The sequence below is a fragment of the Rhodococcus sp. BH5 genome (assembly GCF_027583855.1).
Lineage (GTDB): Bacteria > Actinomycetota > Actinomycetes > Mycobacteriales > Mycobacteriaceae > Rhodococcus_F > Rhodococcus_F qingshengii.
This window is the reverse complement of sequence record NZ_JAJHVW010000004.1, coordinates 360,625-379,292: the sequence shown is the minus strand read 5'-3', so window position 1 is coordinate 379,292 and position 18,668 is coordinate 360,625. Positions and strand designations below refer to the sequence as shown.

The following is an 18,668-nucleotide window of genomic DNA, read 5'->3' as shown; positions in this document are numbered from 1 at the left end:
GCCATCCGAGGAATACGTTCAGATGTACATCGCAGGGTCGATGTAACTGTTCGGGTCCACCAGTTTTTCCTTGGTGGTCCGTGGCCGCGCCACCGCCGGGATACCCGTCGCGATGGATTCGGCCGGAACATCTCTGGTGACAACGGCATTGGCGCCGATAGCGCTACCTTCACCGATGACGACAGGTCCGAGGATCTTGGCACCAGCGCCGACGGTGACCCGGTCTCCCAGCGTCGGGTGACGCTTGACCTGCTCGAGTGAGCGACCACCGAGAGTGACGCCGTGATAGAGCATCACGTCGTTACCGACCTCGGCCGTCTCCCCGATCACGACGCCCATGCCGTGATCGATGAAAAACCGCCGACCGATGGTGGCACCGGGATGAATCTCGATGCCGGTGACGAAGCGTGTCAGCTGCGAGAGCACTCGCGCCGGGCCGCGTAGCGCAGGGACGGCCCACATGCGATGTGCAACCCGATGCGCCCAAATAGCATGCAGCCCTGAATAAACGAGCGCGTTCTCCACATTGCTGCGCGCGGCAGGATCCTGACCGCGCGCAGCCTGCAGGTCCTCGCGAATTGTCCCGAGGATACTCACAAGTCTCAGTCCCGGATGTGTTCGAACAGCGGGGTGGAGATGTAACGCTCGCCGAAGTCGCACACGACAGCCACGATCAGCTTGCCGGCGTTTTCCGGACGCTTCGCCAACTCGAGTGCTGCCCAGACGATGGCGCCGGACGAGATGCCGCCCAGGATGCCTTCCTTGGTGCCGAGTGCGCGAGCGACCTCGATGGAATCGGGGAACGAGACGTCGATGATCTCGTCGTAGATCTCGCGATCGAGGACGTCGGGCACGAAGTTCGCGCCGATTCCCTGGATCTTGTGGGGGCCGGGCTGGCCACCGTTGAGGATCGGCGAGTCGATGGGCTCGACGCCCACGATCTTGACCTCGGGCTTGTACTTGCGAAGGGTGCGTCCGACGCCGGTGATGGTGCCGCCGGTGCCGATGCCGGACACGAAGATGTCGACGGCGCCGTCGGTGTCGGCCCAGACCTCTTCGCCCGTCGTTGCCTCGTGGATGGCCGGGTTGGCCGGGTTCGCGAACTGGCTGGCCGAGACAGCGTTCTCGGTCTGCTCGACGATTTCCTTGGCCTTGGCGACCGCACCGGCCATGCCCTCGGATCCCGGGGTCAGCACGATCTCGGCGCCGTAAGCACGCAGCATCACGCGACGCTCGGTGGACATGGTCTCGGGCATGGTCAGGATGACCTTGTAGCCACGAGCAGCACCGACCATGGCGAGTGCGATACCCGTGTTACCGCTGGTTCCCTCGACGATCGTGCCACCGGGCTTGAGTGCTCCGGACTTCTCGGCGGCGTCGATGATCGCCACGCCGATCCGGTCCTTGACGCTGTTGGCCGGGTTGTAGAACTCGAGCTTGACGGCGACCTGTGCGTCCAGGCCCTCGGTCAGACGGTTGAGCCGCACGATCGGGGTGCGCCCGACCAATTCGGTCACGTTGTTGTAGATCCCGCTCATATCTGGTCCTCCTGAGGATCGAGTGTGTCGACCCGCTCGCTGATCACTGCTTTACGGCTGAACTGCATAACGGCTGAACTGCTTAACGGCTACAGGCAAGGGCATACAGACGACCGATGCCGCATCGGTTCATCAAATTGAACCAATGCGGCATCAGGCCACTACATACGGGGGCGGTTTATCAGGCCAACCGCTGCTTCAGAGCTTCGAACTCGTCGCGAATGCCGGTCGGCAGCTTCTCGCCGACGAAGTCGAACCACTCTTCGATGAGCGGGATCTCGGCCTTCCACTCGTCGATGTTGACCGCGAGAGCCTCGGTGATGTCGGCGTCCGACACGTCCAGGCCTTCGATGTCGAGTGCCGATCCGGTGGGAACGACGCCGATCGGGGTGTCGATACCGGCAGCCTTGTGCTCGATACGCTCGACGATCCACTTCAGGACGCGGGAGTTCTCGCCGAAGCCTGGCCACAGGAAGCGTCCGTCGTCGCCGCGGCGGAACCAGTTGACGTAGAAGACCTTGGGGAGCTTGGACGCGTCCGCGGACTTGCCGAGGTCGATCCAGTGCTGGAAGTAGTCACCGACGTTGTAGCCGAGGAACGGCAGCATTGCCATCGGATCGCGGCGAACCGTACCGACCTGGCCTTCGGCTGCTGCGGTCTGCTCGGAGCCGACCGTTGCACCCATGAAGACGCCGTGCTGCCAGTCGCGAGCCTCGGTGACCAGCGGAACCGTCGTCTTGCGGCGTCCGCCGAACAGGATTGCCGAGATCGGCACGCCCTTCGGGTCGTCCCACTCGGGAGCCATGATCGGGCACTGCGACATCGGGGTGCAGTAACGCGAGTTGGGATGAGCCGCATGGGTGCCCGACTCGGGCGTCCACTCGTTGCCCTTCCAGTCGATCAGGTGCTGCGGGTCGCCTTCGAGGCCTTCCCACCAGACGTCACCGTCGTCCGTCAGAGCGACGTTGGTGAAGACCGTGTTGCCCTGGTCGATGGTGCGCATGGCGTTGGGGTTCGAGGACCAGTTGGTGCCGGGAGCCACGCCGAAGAAACCGAATTCCGGGTTGACGGCGTACAGCTGTCCGTCCTCACCGAAACGCATCCAGGCGATGTCGTCACCGAGGGTCTCGGCGCGCCACCCGGGGATGGTCGGCTGGATCATCGCGAGGTTGGTCTTGCCACAAGCGGAGGGGAATGCCGCCGCGATGTAGTAGGCCTTGTCCTCGGGCGAGATGAGCTTGAGGATGAGCATGTGCTCGGCCAGCCAGCCCTCGTCGTGCGCCATTGCCGAGGCGATACGCAGCGAGTAGCACTTCTTGCCCAGGAGAGCGTTTCCGCCGTAGCCGGAACCGAAGCTCCAGATCTCACGATCCTCGGGGAAGTGGGTGATGTACTTGGTGTCGTTGCACGGCCACGCGACGTCTTCCTGGCCTTCGGCCAGCGGAGCGCCCAGCGAGTGCAGCGCCTTGACGAAGAACCCGTCGGTGCCGAGCTTGTCGAGAACCTTGCTGCCCATGCGGGTCATGACGCGCATGGAGACGACGACGTACTCGGAATCGGTGAGCTCGACGCCCAGCTTCGGGTCCTCGGCGTCGAGGGGGCCCATGCAGAACGGCACGACGTACATGGTGCGTCCACGCATGCAACCGCGGTACAGGTCACCCATGAGGGTGCGCATCTCCGCCGGGTCCATCCAGTTGTTGGTGGGACCTGCGTCGATTTCTTCCTTCGAGCAGATGTACGTACGCGATTCGACTCGCGCGACATCGGACGGATCGGAGTTGCCGAGGAAAGAGTTCGGCTTCTTCTCGTCGTTGAGGCGGGTGAAGGTTCCTGCCTCGACCAACTTCGTTGTCAGTCGGTCCCATTCTTCGTCCGAGCCGTCTGCGAAGACGACGCGATCAGGCTGGGTGAGTTCGGCAACCTCTTGCACCCATGCAAGCAGTTCCTTGTGCTGCGTGGGGGGCGTGCCGTCAGTTCCATTGAGACCGGGAATGGTCGCTGAGGTCATCAAACTCTCCTGGGGTGAGCCGGAACCGGGTTCTCGTGACACCGGATGCGAACTGCAGCGCCCCGATACCAGTCGATCCCGGTGTCCCCCTCTCGACGGGGTCCAGCCGCGTCATCCACTCACGTGGATTTCACGGACGCCGGGTGTCCTATGTATTGAGGTTAACGCTGGCTGTTCACCTGCAGGTAATCGGGTGCGGTCAGAAATGTCACAGAAACGATTCAGTTGGTGTGTTCAGGTGCCTACCCGGCGCTCAGAGCACATAAACGGAAGCTTTTCAGAGCGCTCCGGCATCGATTTTCTGCCACACGAGGGCGCCTTCGTCGTCTCGACTGCATTCCCAGGCCGAGTAGTCGCCGTCCGAGTCGATCATCGTGAGGCGATCGGCGCTACCGTCGCGATCGAAATCGGACACGATCACGACGGCGTCGTCGGAGTGGACGACACGGCTGTCGACCGTTCCGTCACCGTCCAAGTCGAAGGCGTCGAAGTTCAGGTCGCCGGCATCGACCGGTCCCGACGCGGGCCCGAAGGTCTCGGGCTCGATACGCCCAGGATCGAGCGCTTCGGCTTCGTGCCCGTCGATGTGTCCGGCCGTGATCAGAAATGCTTCCATTACTCCCCCTACTGGATGGTGACCTACTGCTTCGGCAACCCCTACCGAAACCGTCCGCTCAGTATTACCAGACCCCGACGATCAGTCGTGGCCGAAATTGCCGCACTGTGGAGAACTCTGCACTCGCGAAATGATCAGTAGGCGGTGTTCAAAACGGCGAGGTCGCGCTCGCACGACGCGAGCTGACCCGATCTGGCCGCGGCGAGCTCACGAAGTTCACCGTCGATCTCCACGATTCGAGCCTGCGCCGACGCCAACTGCTCGCGACTCTCCGCCATGATCGCCGCTCCCAGATCCGCCTCGGCCTCGAGCAGCACGCTCTGCACTCGCTGCTCCCACTGAGCGCGAACCGCCGACATCGATTCGACGATCCACGACCTGGAGTGGGCACGATCGGCCGTCAGCCCGCGAGTTCGCGCCAACCACCACGCCGCGGCGCCACCCAGAATCAACGTCACGGGGATACTTGCGAACTCCAAGGCCGGAATCATTTCCAGCGGAGTCACTGCGATACGGCCGAGGCCGAGACCCGCGGACGCGCCGACAAGAATTGTCACCCGGTCCTCGTTTCCGCGCTGACGGCCCGGCAGGCCCTCCGGAATCTGCGGGGAAGGCATGTATCCGTTCGTCCCCGCAGATTCCACCGCTGCCGCCATCGCGGCGTCGAACACCCGGGTGTGGTGGTCGACCTCGTGCTGCAGTCGCGTCGGCACGCTGCCCAATTCGGCTCGCGAGGCCGTGTCGACCCAGGCACGTGCCCCGGCGACCGTCGCCCGGGTTGCCTCGGCGATTTGTTGTGACAGATCCCCGCGCGCTCGTTGCAGTCGGCTTCGCACCTGCACCAGGCGTTCGCCTCGCCGGCCGTCACGGTCTGCGAGCAGCTGCGATCGCTCTGCCCGCAGTTCGGCACCAGGAACACCGTCACGTAGATTCCGGATCTCCATCTCGATCATCCGGCGCGTCTGTGCGATGACTCCGGAATCCGAACCACCTGCTTCCCTCTCCCGTGCCGCCCGGCTCACGACCGCAACGAGTGACTGCTCCTGACCAGGCGCAATCGGGACCACCGGAGCCTGAGCAAAAGCGGTGCAGTGCGAAGCGAGAATCTCGGCATCACGCCGGCGCACCGCCTGCCAGTCTCGATAGACGTCGACGCGGGTCAGCGCGACCACCACCGGGGTTCCGCTCGCCGCAGCGTCGCCGAGGAGAAGGAGATCCTCGCGTCCGATCACACTGGCGGCGTCGACGACCAGAAGTACGACGTCGGCGTCCACCTCGCGTGTCACTGTCGAACAGTCATCAGAAGCATTGAACATCCGGGCGACGTCTTCCCGTCCACACCTCGGTGGGCCGACAACGTAAATGCGAGTGCCCCTGCATGTTTCGGCGGCGACCTGGCGACCCGGATCGGATGCCGGATTCCATCGCTGCACCACGCGCAGCACCGAATCCGGAAGTACCGAAACGCTATTCATCGGTCACCGCCGGGGCAGAGCGATCGCCTCCGAGCTGCGCCCACCGACGCACATACCCGCGTCGAATCAGTGAGACCCTTTGTTGCGGACACTGTTCCGACTCGTCCACGAGCTCGCCCCACCACCGGCTGCACGTGCCCGCGTCGTCAGCGGTACGAGGATCGGGAGGCTCGCCTTGACGCAGGGCTCGAATTTCGGGGCTCATCATCGCCGCCGCAGCGCCGAACAACACCGCGGAGTCCGAACTCAGATACAACTCGATCTCGTCCCTGCCCGCAATGCTGCGCGAGGCAGATCGCCTCAGCGCCGGGCCGATCTGCTCGACCCGGCCCCACCACTGCGCCTCCAGAACAGGTCCGAGAGCCGCGAACAACTCTTCGACGCCGCGCCCGGTCAGTGTCTCCACCGGAACCGTGGGCACGCCGACGTTCTCCGAGATTTCCGCCGCCCGTCCCAGCGCCTCGTCCCAGCGCGGACCGAACAAGTCAGCCTTGTTCGCAGCGACGACCACACGATCGGAAACTCGAGCAATGGCTCGGCCGTCGACGTCGCGGACCGCGTCGACCACCACGTAGACAACGCAACGACGACCCAGATCGGGGTTCGACGTTCCAGGGACATCGAATGCCCTCGACTCGGTCACCACAACCGGTGCGCCGACAACTCTGCGCGAGAACCGGTCGTCGCGCCCCAGGATCCGCGCCAACGACGACCGCCCCACCCCGGCTCGCCCGGCGACCACCAATTCGAGCGGCGCTGTCAGCGATCCGAGCACCGAGTGAACCGCCTCGGCGGCTCCCGAATCGATCGATGTCAGCCGATATGCCAGAGCGCGCAACTGATCGATCGGCTCCACGCAGGCGTCGTCGATCGATTCTGCGGGCAACATTCGTGACCAATTACTGCATGCAAATCCTGTGTTCATCCCCACCCCACGTCCCCATCGTGTCGGTGAGATTCTGTCAGGTTCTCGGCAAGGACGGCAGGTGACACCGCCCTTTCGCCGACAGTCCGAAGTCGACGGTTTCAGGACTTTCCGTGGAAAGTCTCAACTCAAACTTCAGACCCGTCTGCGCTAAACGGGGGTCATGCGTGACAATGGGTTCGTGAACGAAGCCGATCAGCATGCACCGCAGACCCCTGACACGGGGCAGACGGACCACACCAAGGGGTCCCGTCTCCATCCGAGAGTGACCAGCTTTCGCTCTCGCCGGGGTGCGCTGACCGACGCACAGCAGCAGGCTTGGGACCGTCAGTGGCCGCTCATCGGCGCCGACGTCTCGGACACACCGCTCGACGCGAACGCATGGTTCGGACGCGAAGCACCCCTGATCATCGAGATCGGTTCGGGTACCGGCACCGCGACGGCCGCAATGGCCAAGGCGGAACCGCACGTGAACCTGATCGCGATCGAGGTGTACCGCCCCGGGCTCGCGCAGCTTCTCCAGCAGGTCGAACGCGAAGAAATTCCCAACGTCCGCGTACTGCGCGGTGACGCGATGGACGTACTCGAGAACATGGTCGCCCCCGAGTCCCTGACGGGCGTCCGGGTGTTCTTCCCGGATCCGTGGCCCAAGGCCCGCCATCACAAGCGTCGCCTCCTGCAGGGGCCGACGTTCTCGCTGATCGCCAACCGCCTCAAGCCCGGCGGAGTCCTGCACGTGGCAACCGATCACGCCGATTACGCCGAATGGATCGAAGAAGCCGGCAATGCCGAGCCGCTGCTGACCGCACTCGACTGGGAGTCTCCGATGACCCACGAGCGTCCGGTCACCAAGTTCGAGGACAAAGCCCATAAGGTCGGAAGTGCAATCACCGAGCTTATATGGGGGAAGATCAGAGCATGAGCGTCAGCGAACAGCTATCCGACGACGTGACGTCGTCGGAATCTCCTCTCGACTTCGGTCGTGACTCCCGCCACCCCAAGCGGGTGCTTCTGGTCTGGGACGCCCCTAACCTCGACATGGGCCTCGGCGCTATCCTCGGTGGCCGGCCTACCGCCGCCTACCGGCCACGATTCGACGCTTTGGGTCGTTGGCTGCTCTCTCGCACCGCCGAACTGTCCGCACAGAACAGCGGCACGCTCGAGCCTGAAGCGACCGTCTTCACCAACATCGCGTCCGGCAGCGCCGACGTCGTTCGTCCTTGGGTCGAAGCCTTGCGTAACGTGGGTTTCGCGGTGTTCGCCAAGCCGAAGGTCGATGAAGACAGCGATGTCGATTCGGACATGCTCGAGCACATCGCGCTCCGGTACGGCGAGGGCCTCGCCGGAATCATGGTCGCGTCCGCCGACGGCCAAGCGTTCCGCGAACCTCTCGAGGACATCGCAGCAACCGGTATCCCGGTCCAGGTTCTCGGGTTCCGTGAACACGCCAGCTGGGCTGTGTCGTCCGATATCTTGGACTTCGTCGATCTCGAGGACATCCCAGGTGTCTTCCGTGAGCCTCTGCCACGGGTAAGCCTGGACACCCTGCCCGACGAGGGCGCCTGGTTGCAGCCGTTCCGACCGCTTTCTGCCCTGCTCATCGGGCGAAAAAGTGTTGCCGAGTAGGAGTTGATCAGTGTTCGCCAGCTGGGGAAGCATCGTCTATCGAGCCCGCTTCACCGTCATCGCTGTCATGGTGGCGGGGCTCCTCGGGCTCGCTGCGTACGGCCTGAGCCTGCAGGATCATCTCAGCCAGAGCGGCTGGGACGATCCGGGGTCGGAATCGGTAGAGGCTGCCAAACTCGCTGACGGCACGTTCGGACGCAGCACGACGGGTGACGTTCTGGCGCTGTACACGGCGCCGGAGGGCAAGACCGTCGACGACCCCGAGTTCCAAGCGAAGGTCATCGACAATCTGCAGCGACTCGTCGCCGACAACCCCGACCAGATCATGAAGATCAACGGCTCGTACTTCAAGGTCGACAACGGTCTCTCGGTGGCGGCCCTGGCGGACAAGACCAAGCAACACGCGGTCACCAGCATCGCGATCGCCGGAGACAACGACACCGCGGTGTCCAACAACTTCCGCGACGTCGAGTCGCAGTTCTACATCGACGGCGTCGACGTGCAACTCGCCGGCCTGCAACCTGTCGCGAATTCGCTCAACGACACGATGGCCAACGACATCAAGCGCATGGAAATGCTCGCGATTCCTGCTGTCGGTGTCCTGCTGTTCTTCGTCTTCGGTGGCGTCGTCGCTGCTGCCCTCCCGTTGATCGTCGGCGGTCTGACCGTCATCGGCGCCAACGGCATCATTCGACTGATCACCAACTTCACCGAGGTCAACGCGTTTGTTGCGCCCGTGGTCTCTCTGGTCGGTCTGGGTCTCGCGATCGACTACGGACTGTTCATCGTCAGCCGTTTCCGAGAAGAGATAGCCGAGGGGTACGACACCCCGACCGCAGTACGCCGAACGGTCATGACGGCGGGTAGAACGGTCATGTTCTCGGCGACCATGGTTGCCGTCAGCCTCGGCGGTCTGCTGTTGTTCCCGCAAGGCTTCCTCAAATCGGTGGCTTACGGCGCCATTGCTGCCGTCATGCTTGCCGCGATCTCGTCCATCACGATTCTTCCCGCGATTCTCGGCATTCTCGGCAAGCGGATCGACGCGCTGACCTTCAAGAAGCTGCGCCAGACCAAGACCAACGAGGAAATCGAGAACGGTTTCTGGGGCAAGCTCACCCGCTGGGTCATGCAGCATCCGCTCAAGGTCGCGGTCCCGATCGTCGCGGCTCTACTGCTGATGATCATTCCGCTGACGGGCATCAAGTTCGGCGGTATCAACGAGACGTACCTGCCCCCGGACAGCCCCACGCGTGTCGCGCAGGCGCAGTTCGACGAACTCTTCCCGGGCAATCGCACCGAGCCCGTTCGACTCGTCATCGAGGGAGCCGACAACACCACTCTCGGTCAGATTTCCAAGACCGCAAATGCTGCGCCGGGTCTGGTCGAGAAGTTCACCCCGGAGGTTGCGACGAAGGACGGCGTCAACGTCCTCAAGGCCGGTCTGACGGAGCGGAACGAGGCACGTCCCACCATCGACTATCTGCGGTCCGCGGACTGGCCCGAGGGCACAACTGTGCTGGTCGGCGGTACTCCGGCCATCGAGCAGGACAGCGTCGACGCATTGCTCGATCGTCTGCCGCTGATGGTCGTATCCGTCATCCTGCTGACGACCTTGCTGATGTTCTTGACGTTCGGCTCGCTCGTCCTGCCCATCAAGGCCGCATTGATGAGCGCGCTCGGACTGGGTTCGACGCTCGGAATCTTGACCTGGATCTTCATCGACGGGCACGGTTCCGGTCTGTTGAACTTCACACCGGGGCCGATCATGTCTCCCGTCCTGGTGTTGATCATCGCGATCGTCTACGGCCTGTCGACCGACTACGAAGTGTTCCTGCTCTCCCGCATGGTCGAAGCGCGCGCGCAGGGCGCGAGTACTACCGAATCCATCCGTATCGGCACGGCACATACCGGCCGGATCATCACCGCTGCCGCACTGATTCTGATCGTGGTCACCGGCGCATTCGGCCTGTCCGATCTGGTGATGATGAAATACATCTCCTACGGCATGATCTCCGCGCTGATCATCGACGCGACTCTCATCCGAATGTTCCTGGTCCCCGCGACCATGAAACTGCTCGGCGACGACTGCTGGTGGGCTCCGGCCTGGATGAAGCGGATCCAGCAGAAGATCGGGCTGGGCGAGCCGATCCTCGACAACGAGCTGGTACTCGCGAACGTCCCGCAGATCGCGCCTGTCGGTGCGATCGCCGGACCGGGGCAGCCGCGTAAGATCGAAGCGGCCTCGCGGGTCATGCCGCCGCCTGCCCCGGCTGCACAGCCGGAAAGCGGACCTCGCGTTCCCGATCCTCTCACCGAGCCCATTCCGCTCAGCGAAATGGCGATCAAGGCACCCAACACGGAGGCTCCCGCCGCGGAGAAGCCGGCACCGCGACGTCGTCTCGATATCGGGAGTGCAGCCAGCGCCCCCCAGAACCTGATCGAGGCACCTGTACCCAATCCCTCGTACCGGCCGCAACCGAATGCCAGCGACAAGCGCAGAAACCCCACGCCCGCTGCGCCGGCCGAGCGTCCCATCGAGAGTTGGTTGTCGGACCTGCGGGCCCGGGAACAGACTCCCCCGGCCTCACGTCCACTGCCGGTGGTCCGGACGCCTTCGCGGACAAACGGTTCGGCGACCAACGGTGCTGCCAGCAGCAGTTCAGGCTCCAACGGCGCGAGCCGGAACGGCTCCGCAAACGGTGCTACCAACGGCTCTGCAACAAACGGTTCAGCCCCGACCTCGGTGGAGGCGACCCCCCAGTCGCCGCCTCCACCGACCGCTCCGGAGCGTCGTAACGGGGTTTTCACGGATTCGCCTTCGCCTACCAACGAGCCCCGAGTCTCGGACGCCACCCCTGACGGCGACGACAACGCCACCGGCAGGCACCGGCCTGACGACGCAGGCGCCATCAGCGTGAGCGAGCTCATCGCTCGCCAGAAGCGAAGCTGACCTGCTCCTGCTCCTGCTTGGCGAAGGCTCGTGCATAACGTGTCCCGACCAGCAGGAGCAGCAAGCCGACCACCAGGAAGGCAACGCTGCGCACCAGCCCACTGAGTGTGGCCAGGTCGAAGAGGAACAGCTTTGCCACGGCCGCACTGGTGAGAGCAAGCCCGGCTCCGAGCAAGACGCGAGCGTGCTGGCGGTTGTTCAATCCGAGCACCAGCGCTGACGTGGCGGCAAGCATCCACACGATGGTTGCAACGCTGTGCCCGGCAACGAAACCGGTTGCACTGTCGAAAATTTCGACGCCGGATGAGACGAGCGCGCACGTCACCGCGTAGAGGACACCGAACCCTGCGGCCGCCCATAGAACCGCTGCATTCGAATCGGCGATCAACTTCAGTCGGTGAATCGCCCAGACCAGCATCACCAGCGCGCCTATCGCCGTCAGGCTCGAGAGTGCCGTGATCGCACCGAGTTGCCTGGACGCGGCGCGAGCGGTCGTCAACGCTTCCGGCGGAACCGTCGTGAGGTATCCGATCGATCCGATTGCCGCAAAGGCGGTTCCGAGTGCGAAGACGAAGCGCGAACCCGCATACAGCGAGACTCCGAGGAAGATCATTCCGACCGTGAGGATCAGCGGTACGACCAGAGATTCAGTCGCCCCGGAGAAGCAGCAGAGCAACAATGCGAGGGCGCCGGTTGCGCCCAGTCCGAATCGCAGTTGCGTCGGCAAAGGCTTGGCCGCCGCTGCAGCCGAAAGAAGTAGTGCCGCAGCAATTCCGTACAGCACTGCGGATTCGGTGCGCCCGAGCACGGCTCCGACGCTCATCAGCGGAAGGGACGAGACGACAAAGGTAGCGGTGGACCACGCCCCTGCAATGCCGTCACGCGAGGGCGAACCCGTCCACTGCATAACCATCGCGCAGCCGGCCCCCACGATTGCAACCACGCCGGCACTGACCACCAATTGCACTGCACTGTTACCGGATTCGTCAAAGATGGACTCCGACGCTATCGCTGCGAGCAGTGCGAGAACCACCGGTACGGTGCGCGCCATGCCCAGGTACTTCCAGTCACGACCGAGCTGGGCGGAGAATGTCGCCGACTGGATCGCGAAGAGGAAACCGATGAGGGTCAACGATATTCCCGACGTCAACACGGGAGCCAGCAGCGCTGCTCCCAGAACGATCATGAGCGCCAGCGATTCGGAATCCCACTTCACGGCGAGGGCAACGCCGGCTGCGGCGATTCCGAAGGCAATCACCACCGCGAGCGGCGTCGTCACCCAACCGTAGAGAACGGAGGCTGCGACGACATCGAGATACATCCCTGCAAAACCTGTGGCAGCCAGGGCAATTGCCCCCACTTTGCCCCCTGGCCGTCCGTGGACCCGCACCCCGGCAAACACCAAGGCGCCGGAAAGGAGCGCACCGCCGAGCACCCGCAGCGGAGGTCCGAAGAATCCGGCCTGCGCTGCAAGTACCAGCAGCATCACGACTCCGATCAGTGTGACGGCAACACCGGCCGCGGCCAGGAGTCGACTGATGACACCGTCGCGTTGCCACCAGGGCTGGCGAGGTGCCGCAACCGGATACGTCGGCGGCTGCCACGCGGGCACGCTCTGCTGAGGACGCATTGGAGGCACCTGCGGCACCTGTGGCGCCGGAGATGCGGGTGCCGGAACTACCGGCATGGGCGGGGTCGCAGTAGCCGAGGACAGCTGAGTCTGCAGGATCGACAGGTTCTGGCCCATGTGACGCAACTGCCGGCCGATGCTGTCGCACTCGGCCGAGAGGGCGGTCACCAGTCGCGGATCGACGGCGGAAAAGCTCGGTGTGGTCATGGCTTCGAGCTTGCTGCGTGGCCGAACCGATCAGATGAGTAGTACTACTCGATCAGCCTGAGGACTTCTCGTACTCAACTGAGGACACCTTCGACTGACTGCATCATCGACTGACAGGGCACTAACGCCGAGGTGCCGCGTTCCGCAATCGTTCGGACAGAAGCCGACCCGAAGTGTGAAGCGGAGCGGGATCCTGACGCGCCCGAGCAAGGACCAGCGCGCCCTCGAGTGCGGACAGAGCGAGAATTGCCTCGGACTCGGCGTCTTCGCGGGACCAACCGTCTGCCTCGAGGCGCTGAGCCAGCAGTGCGAGCCACGAGTTGTACCCGTCCGCACAAGCACCGCGGATGACCTCGGATTCGGTTGCGGCATCCAGTGTTGCCGTAGCCAGGGCGCATCCACGTTCGTAGTCCGAATCCGACAAACGCGCAGCCAATGCGGCGGCGAATGCCGAGATCGCGGTGGCTGCATCGGGTGAGCTCTCCAGCAGGTGCCGGATGAAATCGGCCATTGCCTCGCCACGTCGTCTCAGAGCCTCGCCTGCGAGTTCTTCCTTGCCGCCGGGAAAGTGAAAGTACAAGGAACCTTTGGTAGTCGCACTAGCCGAGAGAACTTCCGACACACCCGTTCCGGCGTAGCCCTTCCGCTGCAACAGATCGGCAGCGGCATCGACCAACAAATCCCTCGTAGACATACGTTCAATATACCGATCAGTACACATATCGACAACAGTTGAAGTGCATAAATTGTCAAAACCTTGCATCACTAGACCGATTGGTACATGATTCGGGAATCAACAAACCGGAGCGCGGCCAACGACGCTCACGACGACGAAGGACTGAATCGATGTCACCGAATTCCCCGAACAACACCACCACGACCGTCCTCGGACCGGACGAAGACCTCGCCGGGACCCTCGCGGCCACCGGCGTCCGGATGATGGTTCGTAACAAACAAACCGAGGGAGGTTTCTCTCTTGTACAACACCGCATCGCTCCGCATTCGATGACCTCACCGGTCCATCGCCACAGCCGGGAAGACGAGTACACGGTGGTTCAAAGTGGCCGCGTCGCAGCGATGGTCGGAGACGAGGTCGTCTACGCGGAGACCGGCGCCATGATCTTCAAACCGCGTGGCCAGTGGCACGCCGTGTGGAATCCCGACGACGCTCCAGCGCGGATTCTCGAAATCATCACGCCCGGAGGAATGGAAGACCTGTTCGAACTGATGCCGAAACTACTGGCCGAAGCAGGTTCCGCCGCGGAATCGGTTGCAGCGCGGGTAGAAGCAGACTTCGGGATCGAATTCGATCTCGTTGCCACCGCCGAGATCGCACAGACACACGGTGTGGGATTCGGCATCGAAAGTCACTGACCGACTGTCAGCACCTACCGATCGAAGGAAGATTCATGCTTGTACTCACCGGAGCAGAAGACCTCAGCGCCAACCTGAACCAAGAGCTGGGCGTCAGCGACTGGCACGATGTCACCCAGGAGTCCATCGACGAGTTCGCCCGGGTCACCGGCGACGATCAGTGGATTCACGTCGATGTGGATCGCGCGAAGGAGTCACCGTTCGGCGGAACCATCGCGCACGGCAACTACACGCTCTCACTCGGCCCCAAGTTCTCGTACGCAATGTTCTCGCTCGAAGGTTTTGCGTTTGCTCTCAACTGCGGATTCGACAAGGTCAGGTTGCCTGCTCCGCTTCCGGTCGGCTCTCGTGTCCGCATGCGCGCGACGTTGAGCAAAGTCGAACCGATCAACGGCGGTGTCCAGATCACGGTGACGCAGACGTTCGAACGAGAACACGGTGACAAGCCCGTGTGCGTCGCCGAGATGTTGACCCGCGCGTATCACTGAAAGGTCAGGAGCCGAACATCTTTCGGATCGTGGTACCGAAGGGATGCTTCGCGGTGACACTGCCGAATCGCACCTTGCCGTGCACCACCAGATGCAGCGGGCCCATCTGTGGGCCGGACCGAACCTTGTTCGACGCGCTTCCCCCGACTGCCTCGACACCGTTCATGTCCACCGTCGCCTCTTCGGGAACGATCAGTGAAATCGAGCTGGCGTAGTCGTCGATCGAGATGTTCACGACCTGCGTCTGCATCACCGCACGCGTGAAATCGATAGTCACACTGGACATTCTGGTGTCGACCACGACAGCTGGTGGAACGATCCAGGCACCGTTCCGCGTCACCGTCGCCATTCGTCCACGGATCACGGCAGCATTTGCCGCTCCGTAAGTACCTACAACCGGAGCCCCGACGGGAGCGCGGTAAGGCGGGCTCGGGTGAACCGGCGGCGGTTGGGGTTGGTACGTCGGCGCCGGGTAGGGCTGGCCTTGGTACATCGGCTGACCCGCATTGGGATACGCGGGTGGGTCGTAGTCGGAGATCAGTGTGATGCCCGGAAGATCGGCGAGAACCGAGTTGAGCTCACCTCGTGTCTTTGCGGCCAAGGCAGTGTCCATGCGCTCGGTGAACTCACCGAGCGAGAGCATCCCTTGACCGACAGCTTTCTGCAGCAGCTCGCCGACATGCTCTCGTTCGGCATCGGATACGCGTAGATTCCTGGCCTCCATGATTTCCAGGATAAACGTTATTCGAGACCTTGTTCTATCGCGTATCGCGTGAGCTCGACGCGATTGGCCAACTGAAGCTTCCGAAGCGTTGCCTGCACATGGTTTTCGACGGTCCGGTGGCTGAGCGAGAGCCTCGTGGCGATCTGTTTTGCGCTCAGCCCCTTGGCGACAAGACGGAGCACTTCGGTCTCACGGTCGGTGAGCCGAGGCAGCTCGGGTGCGCGATCGTCGGCCGGTGCCGTCGACATCCGGCGGTACTCACCGAGCACCAATCCGGCGAGGCCGGGGGTGAAGACGGCTTGTCCGTCGAAAGTCGCTCGCACGGCCTCGAGCAGTTCCGCCACCGAAGCACTCTTGACCAGGTAACCCGACGCTCCGGCTTTGACCGCGTCGAGGACGTCGTCACGTTCGGCAGAGGCCGAAAGCACCAGTACCTTGCTCTTCGGCGAAACCTCGAGAACTGCGGTGGTGGCGTCGGCACCGTTTCCGTCCGGCAGGTTCATGTCCATCAGAACCACCGCCGGTTGCACGGCGGCGGCCCGGCGGCGCGCACTCTCGACACCCTCCGCCGTGGCGCTCACGGTGAAGCCGGCAGCTTCGAGGTCCCGGGAGACACCGTCGCGCCACATCGGGTGATCGTCGACGACCATCACCGTCACCGGATTCTCGCCATGTTCGTCAGCCACGCTCACTTTTCCCCTTCGGAACGTTGATCTCCCATTCGGTGCCCTCCCCCGGCCCGGTTTGCAGGACTGCAGTGCCGCCGAGCACCTGCACTCGACCGAGAATGGACTTCGATACTCCCATGCGGCCTTCGGCTTCGGCCTGCGCCAAGCGACCCTCGGGGATTCCGACGCCGTCGTCGCGGATGCTGACGATCACCTCGTCCGGCAAATCTTCGAGCAATACGTATGCCTTCGCCGCGGGCCCGGCGTGCAGCCCGACATTGGACAGAGCATTGTCGACGATGGCTGCCAGTTCGATGGCTCGATCACGCTCGATCACGACGGGGTGCGCGGGCGTCGACACCGACACTGACGTGCTTGCCTGTGTGGTCAGCAGCGGACACAGATCCACTGTCTGTCCGCCGACGTCTGCCGCGGCGCCCGAAACCTGCTCGGAGATCAGCATTCTCAAGGCGACCTCCTGCTCACCGGCCAGAGCAGCCAGTTCAGCTGCCTCGCCGCCGAGTGCCGCACCTCGCCTGCGCACCATCGCCAGCACCTGCAGAACGCCATCGTGTACTTCGCGTGCCAAACGCTCGCGCTCTTCGGTGGCCGCCGCCAGACGGACGGCTTGCTCGAGTTGTCGATGCGAGCGCCGAGCGGTGGTGGTGGCCAAGCCCAACGCCAGGCCGACCGATACGAGCACGGGAGCCGTCGCATCGCGCCAGAGGTCCAGGTTGACCTGGTCGCGGATGATCGCGCTGGCCGCCGAGATGACAACTCCGGACGCCATACCGAGCCACGGCCCGCCGAGAATTGCCGCGGAGATGACCGCGTTGGTGGCCCACAGCGTGGTGGGCAGCGTCTGGTGATTCTGATACCACTCGTGGTCGGAGACCAGCCTCGTCGACGCCATCAGCAACATGACGACCACCTGATCGGCGATCACCACCTGATACCGCGGCAGCTTCTTCCCGAACAAAGCACCGGATGTCCCGAGCAACAGTGCCGACACCCCGGTCCACACGGCCATCAGAGCGACGAAGAACCAGCTGAGCCGAGAGTTGGTGTAGTCGGAGGCCGAGGCGAACTGGTAGCTGATCGCGTACACCAGCGTGACGAGCCGAAATGCCTGCGCCGCCCGCCACAGCGGGGCATCAGGGTCGGTGTCGACACCCGACGCCTCGCGAACGGTCGGCTGATAGTGCAGCCGACGACGGCGGGTGGGCTCAGTCATCGGGAGGAGTGGGGTTCACGATGCGAGGCTCGGCGCGCGGCTCGTCGGGTTCGGCGGGGAACAGTGGGGTTTCCGGATCTTCGACGTGCAGTTCGGCGTACGCGATGTCCGGGTCGTCGGCGAGGAGGGAACGAATAGCGGTATTCAGGACCGCGACGATCGGGACAGCCAAGAGCCCGCCGACGATTCCAGCGAGAACGATGCCCGTTGTAATGGCGAGAACGACTGCCAGCGGGTGCAGGCGAACAGCGCGACCCAACAACAGCGGTTGCATCACGTGCGCTTCGAGCTGCATGACGCCGATGATGATGCCGAGGACGATCAGCGCCGTCAGGAAACCCTTCGTGACCAGAGCGACAAGCACCGCGAGAAAACCGGTCAGAAATGCACCGACGATCGGAATGAACGCGCCGATGAACACCAACGACGCCAGCGGCAGGGCGAGCGGCACCCCGAGGATCGCCAGGCCGGCACCGATACCGATCGCGTCGGCGGCGGCAACCGCGACCGTGGCGCGCACGTAGCCGATCAGCGACCCGAAACCTGCAGAACCGGCGATCCGTACGCGACGACGCGCGTCGGTGGGAACGATCCGGGTGACGAACTGCCAGATCTGGTCGCCGCCGTAGAGGAAGAAGATGAGAGTGAACAGCGTCAGCAATGCCCCGGTGAAGATCTCGCCGATGACTGTCGCCGTGGTCAAGGCGCCGCTGGTCAGGGACTCACGATTGGATTGCACCGACTTGACGACCGAATCACCTGCCTGGCGGATCTGATCCTCGCTGAAGTGCAGCGGACCGCTGGTGAGCCAGTTCTGAATTTGCGTGACGCTGGCCGTGAACTGGTCGGTGAGCTGGGGCAACCCGTCGATGAACTGCTCGACGACAAACGTCATGATTCCCGCGACCAGCCCGATCGAGGCAAGCAGAACGACGATGACGGCTGCCGAGCGGGGAACACCCCACACCTGTAGCCGATCGACAATCGGGATCAGCAGAGCTGATGCCAGCAGAGCCAGCCCCACCGGGATGAGCACGGTTTCGAGGCGGAGTACGACGTACCCGAGAACCAACAGTCCGGCGAAGATCACAATGAGGCGCCACGACCATTCCGCAGCGATGCGCACGCCGGGATGCACCGCCCGAGCGTCGGCGGAGATGGGTTTGTTCATCCTCGATGCTCGCTCCGCACGCCCCCTGTTT

The 18,668-nt window shown here is 63.5% G+C and carries 17 protein-coding genes; 5 read left to right on the top strand and 12 right to left on the bottom strand.

What is annotated here, in order from left to right:
• Positions 1-18 precede the first annotated feature (18 nt).
• The 6 genes from epsC to RhoBH5_RS13400 form a co-directional block, all read right to left on the bottom strand.
• Complete coding sequence (gene epsC / locus RhoBH5_RS13425; RefSeq protein ID WP_003945907.1) at positions 19-597, bottom strand: serine O-acetyltransferase EpsC; 579 nt, start codon at positions 595-597, stop codon at positions 19-21.
• A gap of 5 nt (positions 598-602) precedes the next feature.
• Positions 603-1,538, bottom strand: coding sequence for a cysteine synthase A (gene cysK / locus RhoBH5_RS13420; RefSeq protein WP_003945916.1), 936 nt, complete (start codon positions 1,536-1,538; stop codon positions 603-605).
• Positions 1,539-1,719: 181 nt separating this feature from the next.
• Positions 1,720-3,549, bottom strand: coding sequence for a phosphoenolpyruvate carboxykinase (GTP) (locus RhoBH5_RS13415; protein WP_003945806.1), 1,830 nt, complete (start codon positions 3,547-3,549; stop codon positions 1,720-1,722).
• 277 nt (positions 3,550-3,826) lie between these two features.
• Complete coding sequence (locus tag RhoBH5_RS13410) at positions 3,827-4,165, bottom strand: DUF6802 family protein (RefSeq protein ID WP_058039155.1); 339 nt, start codon at positions 4,163-4,165, stop codon at positions 3,827-3,829.
• A 134-nt stretch (positions 4,166-4,299) separates the two neighbouring features.
• Complete coding sequence (locus tag RhoBH5_RS13405) at positions 4,300-5,451, bottom strand: hypothetical protein (RefSeq protein WP_231915004.1); 1,152 nt, start codon at positions 5,449-5,451, stop codon at positions 4,300-4,302.
• A 181-nt stretch (positions 5,452-5,632) separates the two neighbouring features.
• Positions 5,633-6,529 (bottom strand): GTPase domain-containing protein, encoded by an 897-nt coding sequence (locus RhoBH5_RS13400; RefSeq protein ID WP_007734494.1) that lies wholly within the window; start codon positions 6,527-6,529, stop codon positions 5,633-5,635.
• 199 nt (positions 6,530-6,728) lie between these two features.
• Between RhoBH5_RS13400 and trmB the strand changes: the two genes are divergently transcribed.
• From trmB to RhoBH5_RS13385, 3 genes are read left to right on the top strand one after another with little or no spacing between them, the layout of a single operon-like run.
• Entirely contained in the window at positions 6,729-7,487 is a 759-nt protein-coding gene (trmB, locus tag RhoBH5_RS13395; protein ID WP_270008403.1) for a tRNA (guanosine(46)-N7)-methyltransferase TrmB, read from the top strand.
• On the top strand, positions 7,484-8,191 hold the full coding sequence (locus RhoBH5_RS13390) for an NYN domain-containing protein (RefSeq protein ID WP_003945733.1): 708 nt from the start codon (positions 7,484-7,486) through the stop codon (positions 8,189-8,191). Before trmB ends, RhoBH5_RS13390 begins: the two co-directional genes overlap by 4 nt.
• A gap of 10 nt (positions 8,192-8,201) precedes the next feature.
• Entirely contained in the window at positions 8,202-11,141 is a 2,940-nt protein-coding gene (locus RhoBH5_RS13385) for an MMPL family transporter (protein WP_007734492.1), read from the top strand.
• Here the strand turns inward: RhoBH5_RS13385 and RhoBH5_RS13380 are convergent.
• Positions 11,116-12,978: a DUF2339 domain-containing protein gene (locus RhoBH5_RS13380; RefSeq protein WP_270008402.1), complete on the bottom strand. Its 1,863-nt coding sequence runs from the start codon at positions 12,976-12,978 to the stop codon at positions 11,116-11,118. The genes RhoBH5_RS13385 and RhoBH5_RS13380 overlap by 26 nt on opposite strands.
• Positions 12,979-13,099: 121 nt before the next feature.
• Positions 13,100-13,672 carry a TetR/AcrR family transcriptional regulator gene (locus tag RhoBH5_RS13375; protein WP_042920278.1) on the bottom strand — a complete coding sequence of 191 codons (573 nt, stop codon included), beginning with the start codon at positions 13,670-13,672 and terminating at the stop codon, positions 13,100-13,102.
• Positions 13,673-13,824: 152 nt separating this feature from the next.
• Here RhoBH5_RS13375 and RhoBH5_RS13370 point away from each other — a divergent pair, with 152 nt between their 5' ends.
• Together RhoBH5_RS13370 and RhoBH5_RS13365 are read left to right on the top strand one after the other, a co-directional pair.
• Positions 13,825-14,352, top strand: a complete 528-nt coding sequence (locus RhoBH5_RS13370; RefSeq protein WP_007734488.1) for a cupin domain-containing protein — start codon at positions 13,825-13,827, stop codon at positions 14,350-14,352.
• Between the two features lie 35 nt (positions 14,353-14,387).
• Entirely contained in the window at positions 14,388-14,840 is a 453-nt protein-coding gene (locus RhoBH5_RS13365; protein ID WP_003945664.1) for a MaoC family dehydratase, read from the top strand.
• A 4-nt stretch (positions 14,841-14,844) separates the two neighbouring features.
• On the opposite strand, the gene RhoBH5_RS13360 is transcribed toward RhoBH5_RS13365, so the two are convergent.
• Genes RhoBH5_RS13360 through RhoBH5_RS13345 form a run of 4 tightly spaced genes read right to left on the bottom strand, consistent with a single transcriptional unit; the run spans position 14,845 to position 18,637 of the window.
• Positions 14,845-15,564, bottom strand: a complete 720-nt coding sequence (locus RhoBH5_RS13360) for a DUF1707 SHOCT-like domain-containing protein (RefSeq protein WP_007734485.1) — start codon at positions 15,562-15,564, stop codon at positions 14,845-14,847.
• A gap of 17 nt (positions 15,565-15,581) precedes the next feature.
• A complete protein-coding gene (locus RhoBH5_RS13355; RefSeq protein ID WP_047269712.1) occupies positions 15,582-16,214 on the bottom strand; it encodes a response regulator in 633 nt (210 codons plus the stop codon).
• A 28-nt stretch (positions 16,215-16,242) separates the two neighbouring features.
• Entirely contained in the window at positions 16,243-17,466 is a 1,224-nt protein-coding gene (macS, locus tag RhoBH5_RS13350) for a MacS family sensor histidine kinase (RefSeq protein WP_270008401.1), read from the bottom strand.
• Positions 17,459-18,637, bottom strand: coding sequence for an AI-2E family transporter (locus tag RhoBH5_RS13345; protein WP_007734480.1), 1,179 nt, complete (start codon positions 18,635-18,637; stop codon positions 17,459-17,461). The genes macS and RhoBH5_RS13345 overlap by 8 nt, the downstream gene beginning before the upstream one ends.
• Between the last annotated feature and the right edge of the window lie 31 nt (positions 18,638-18,668).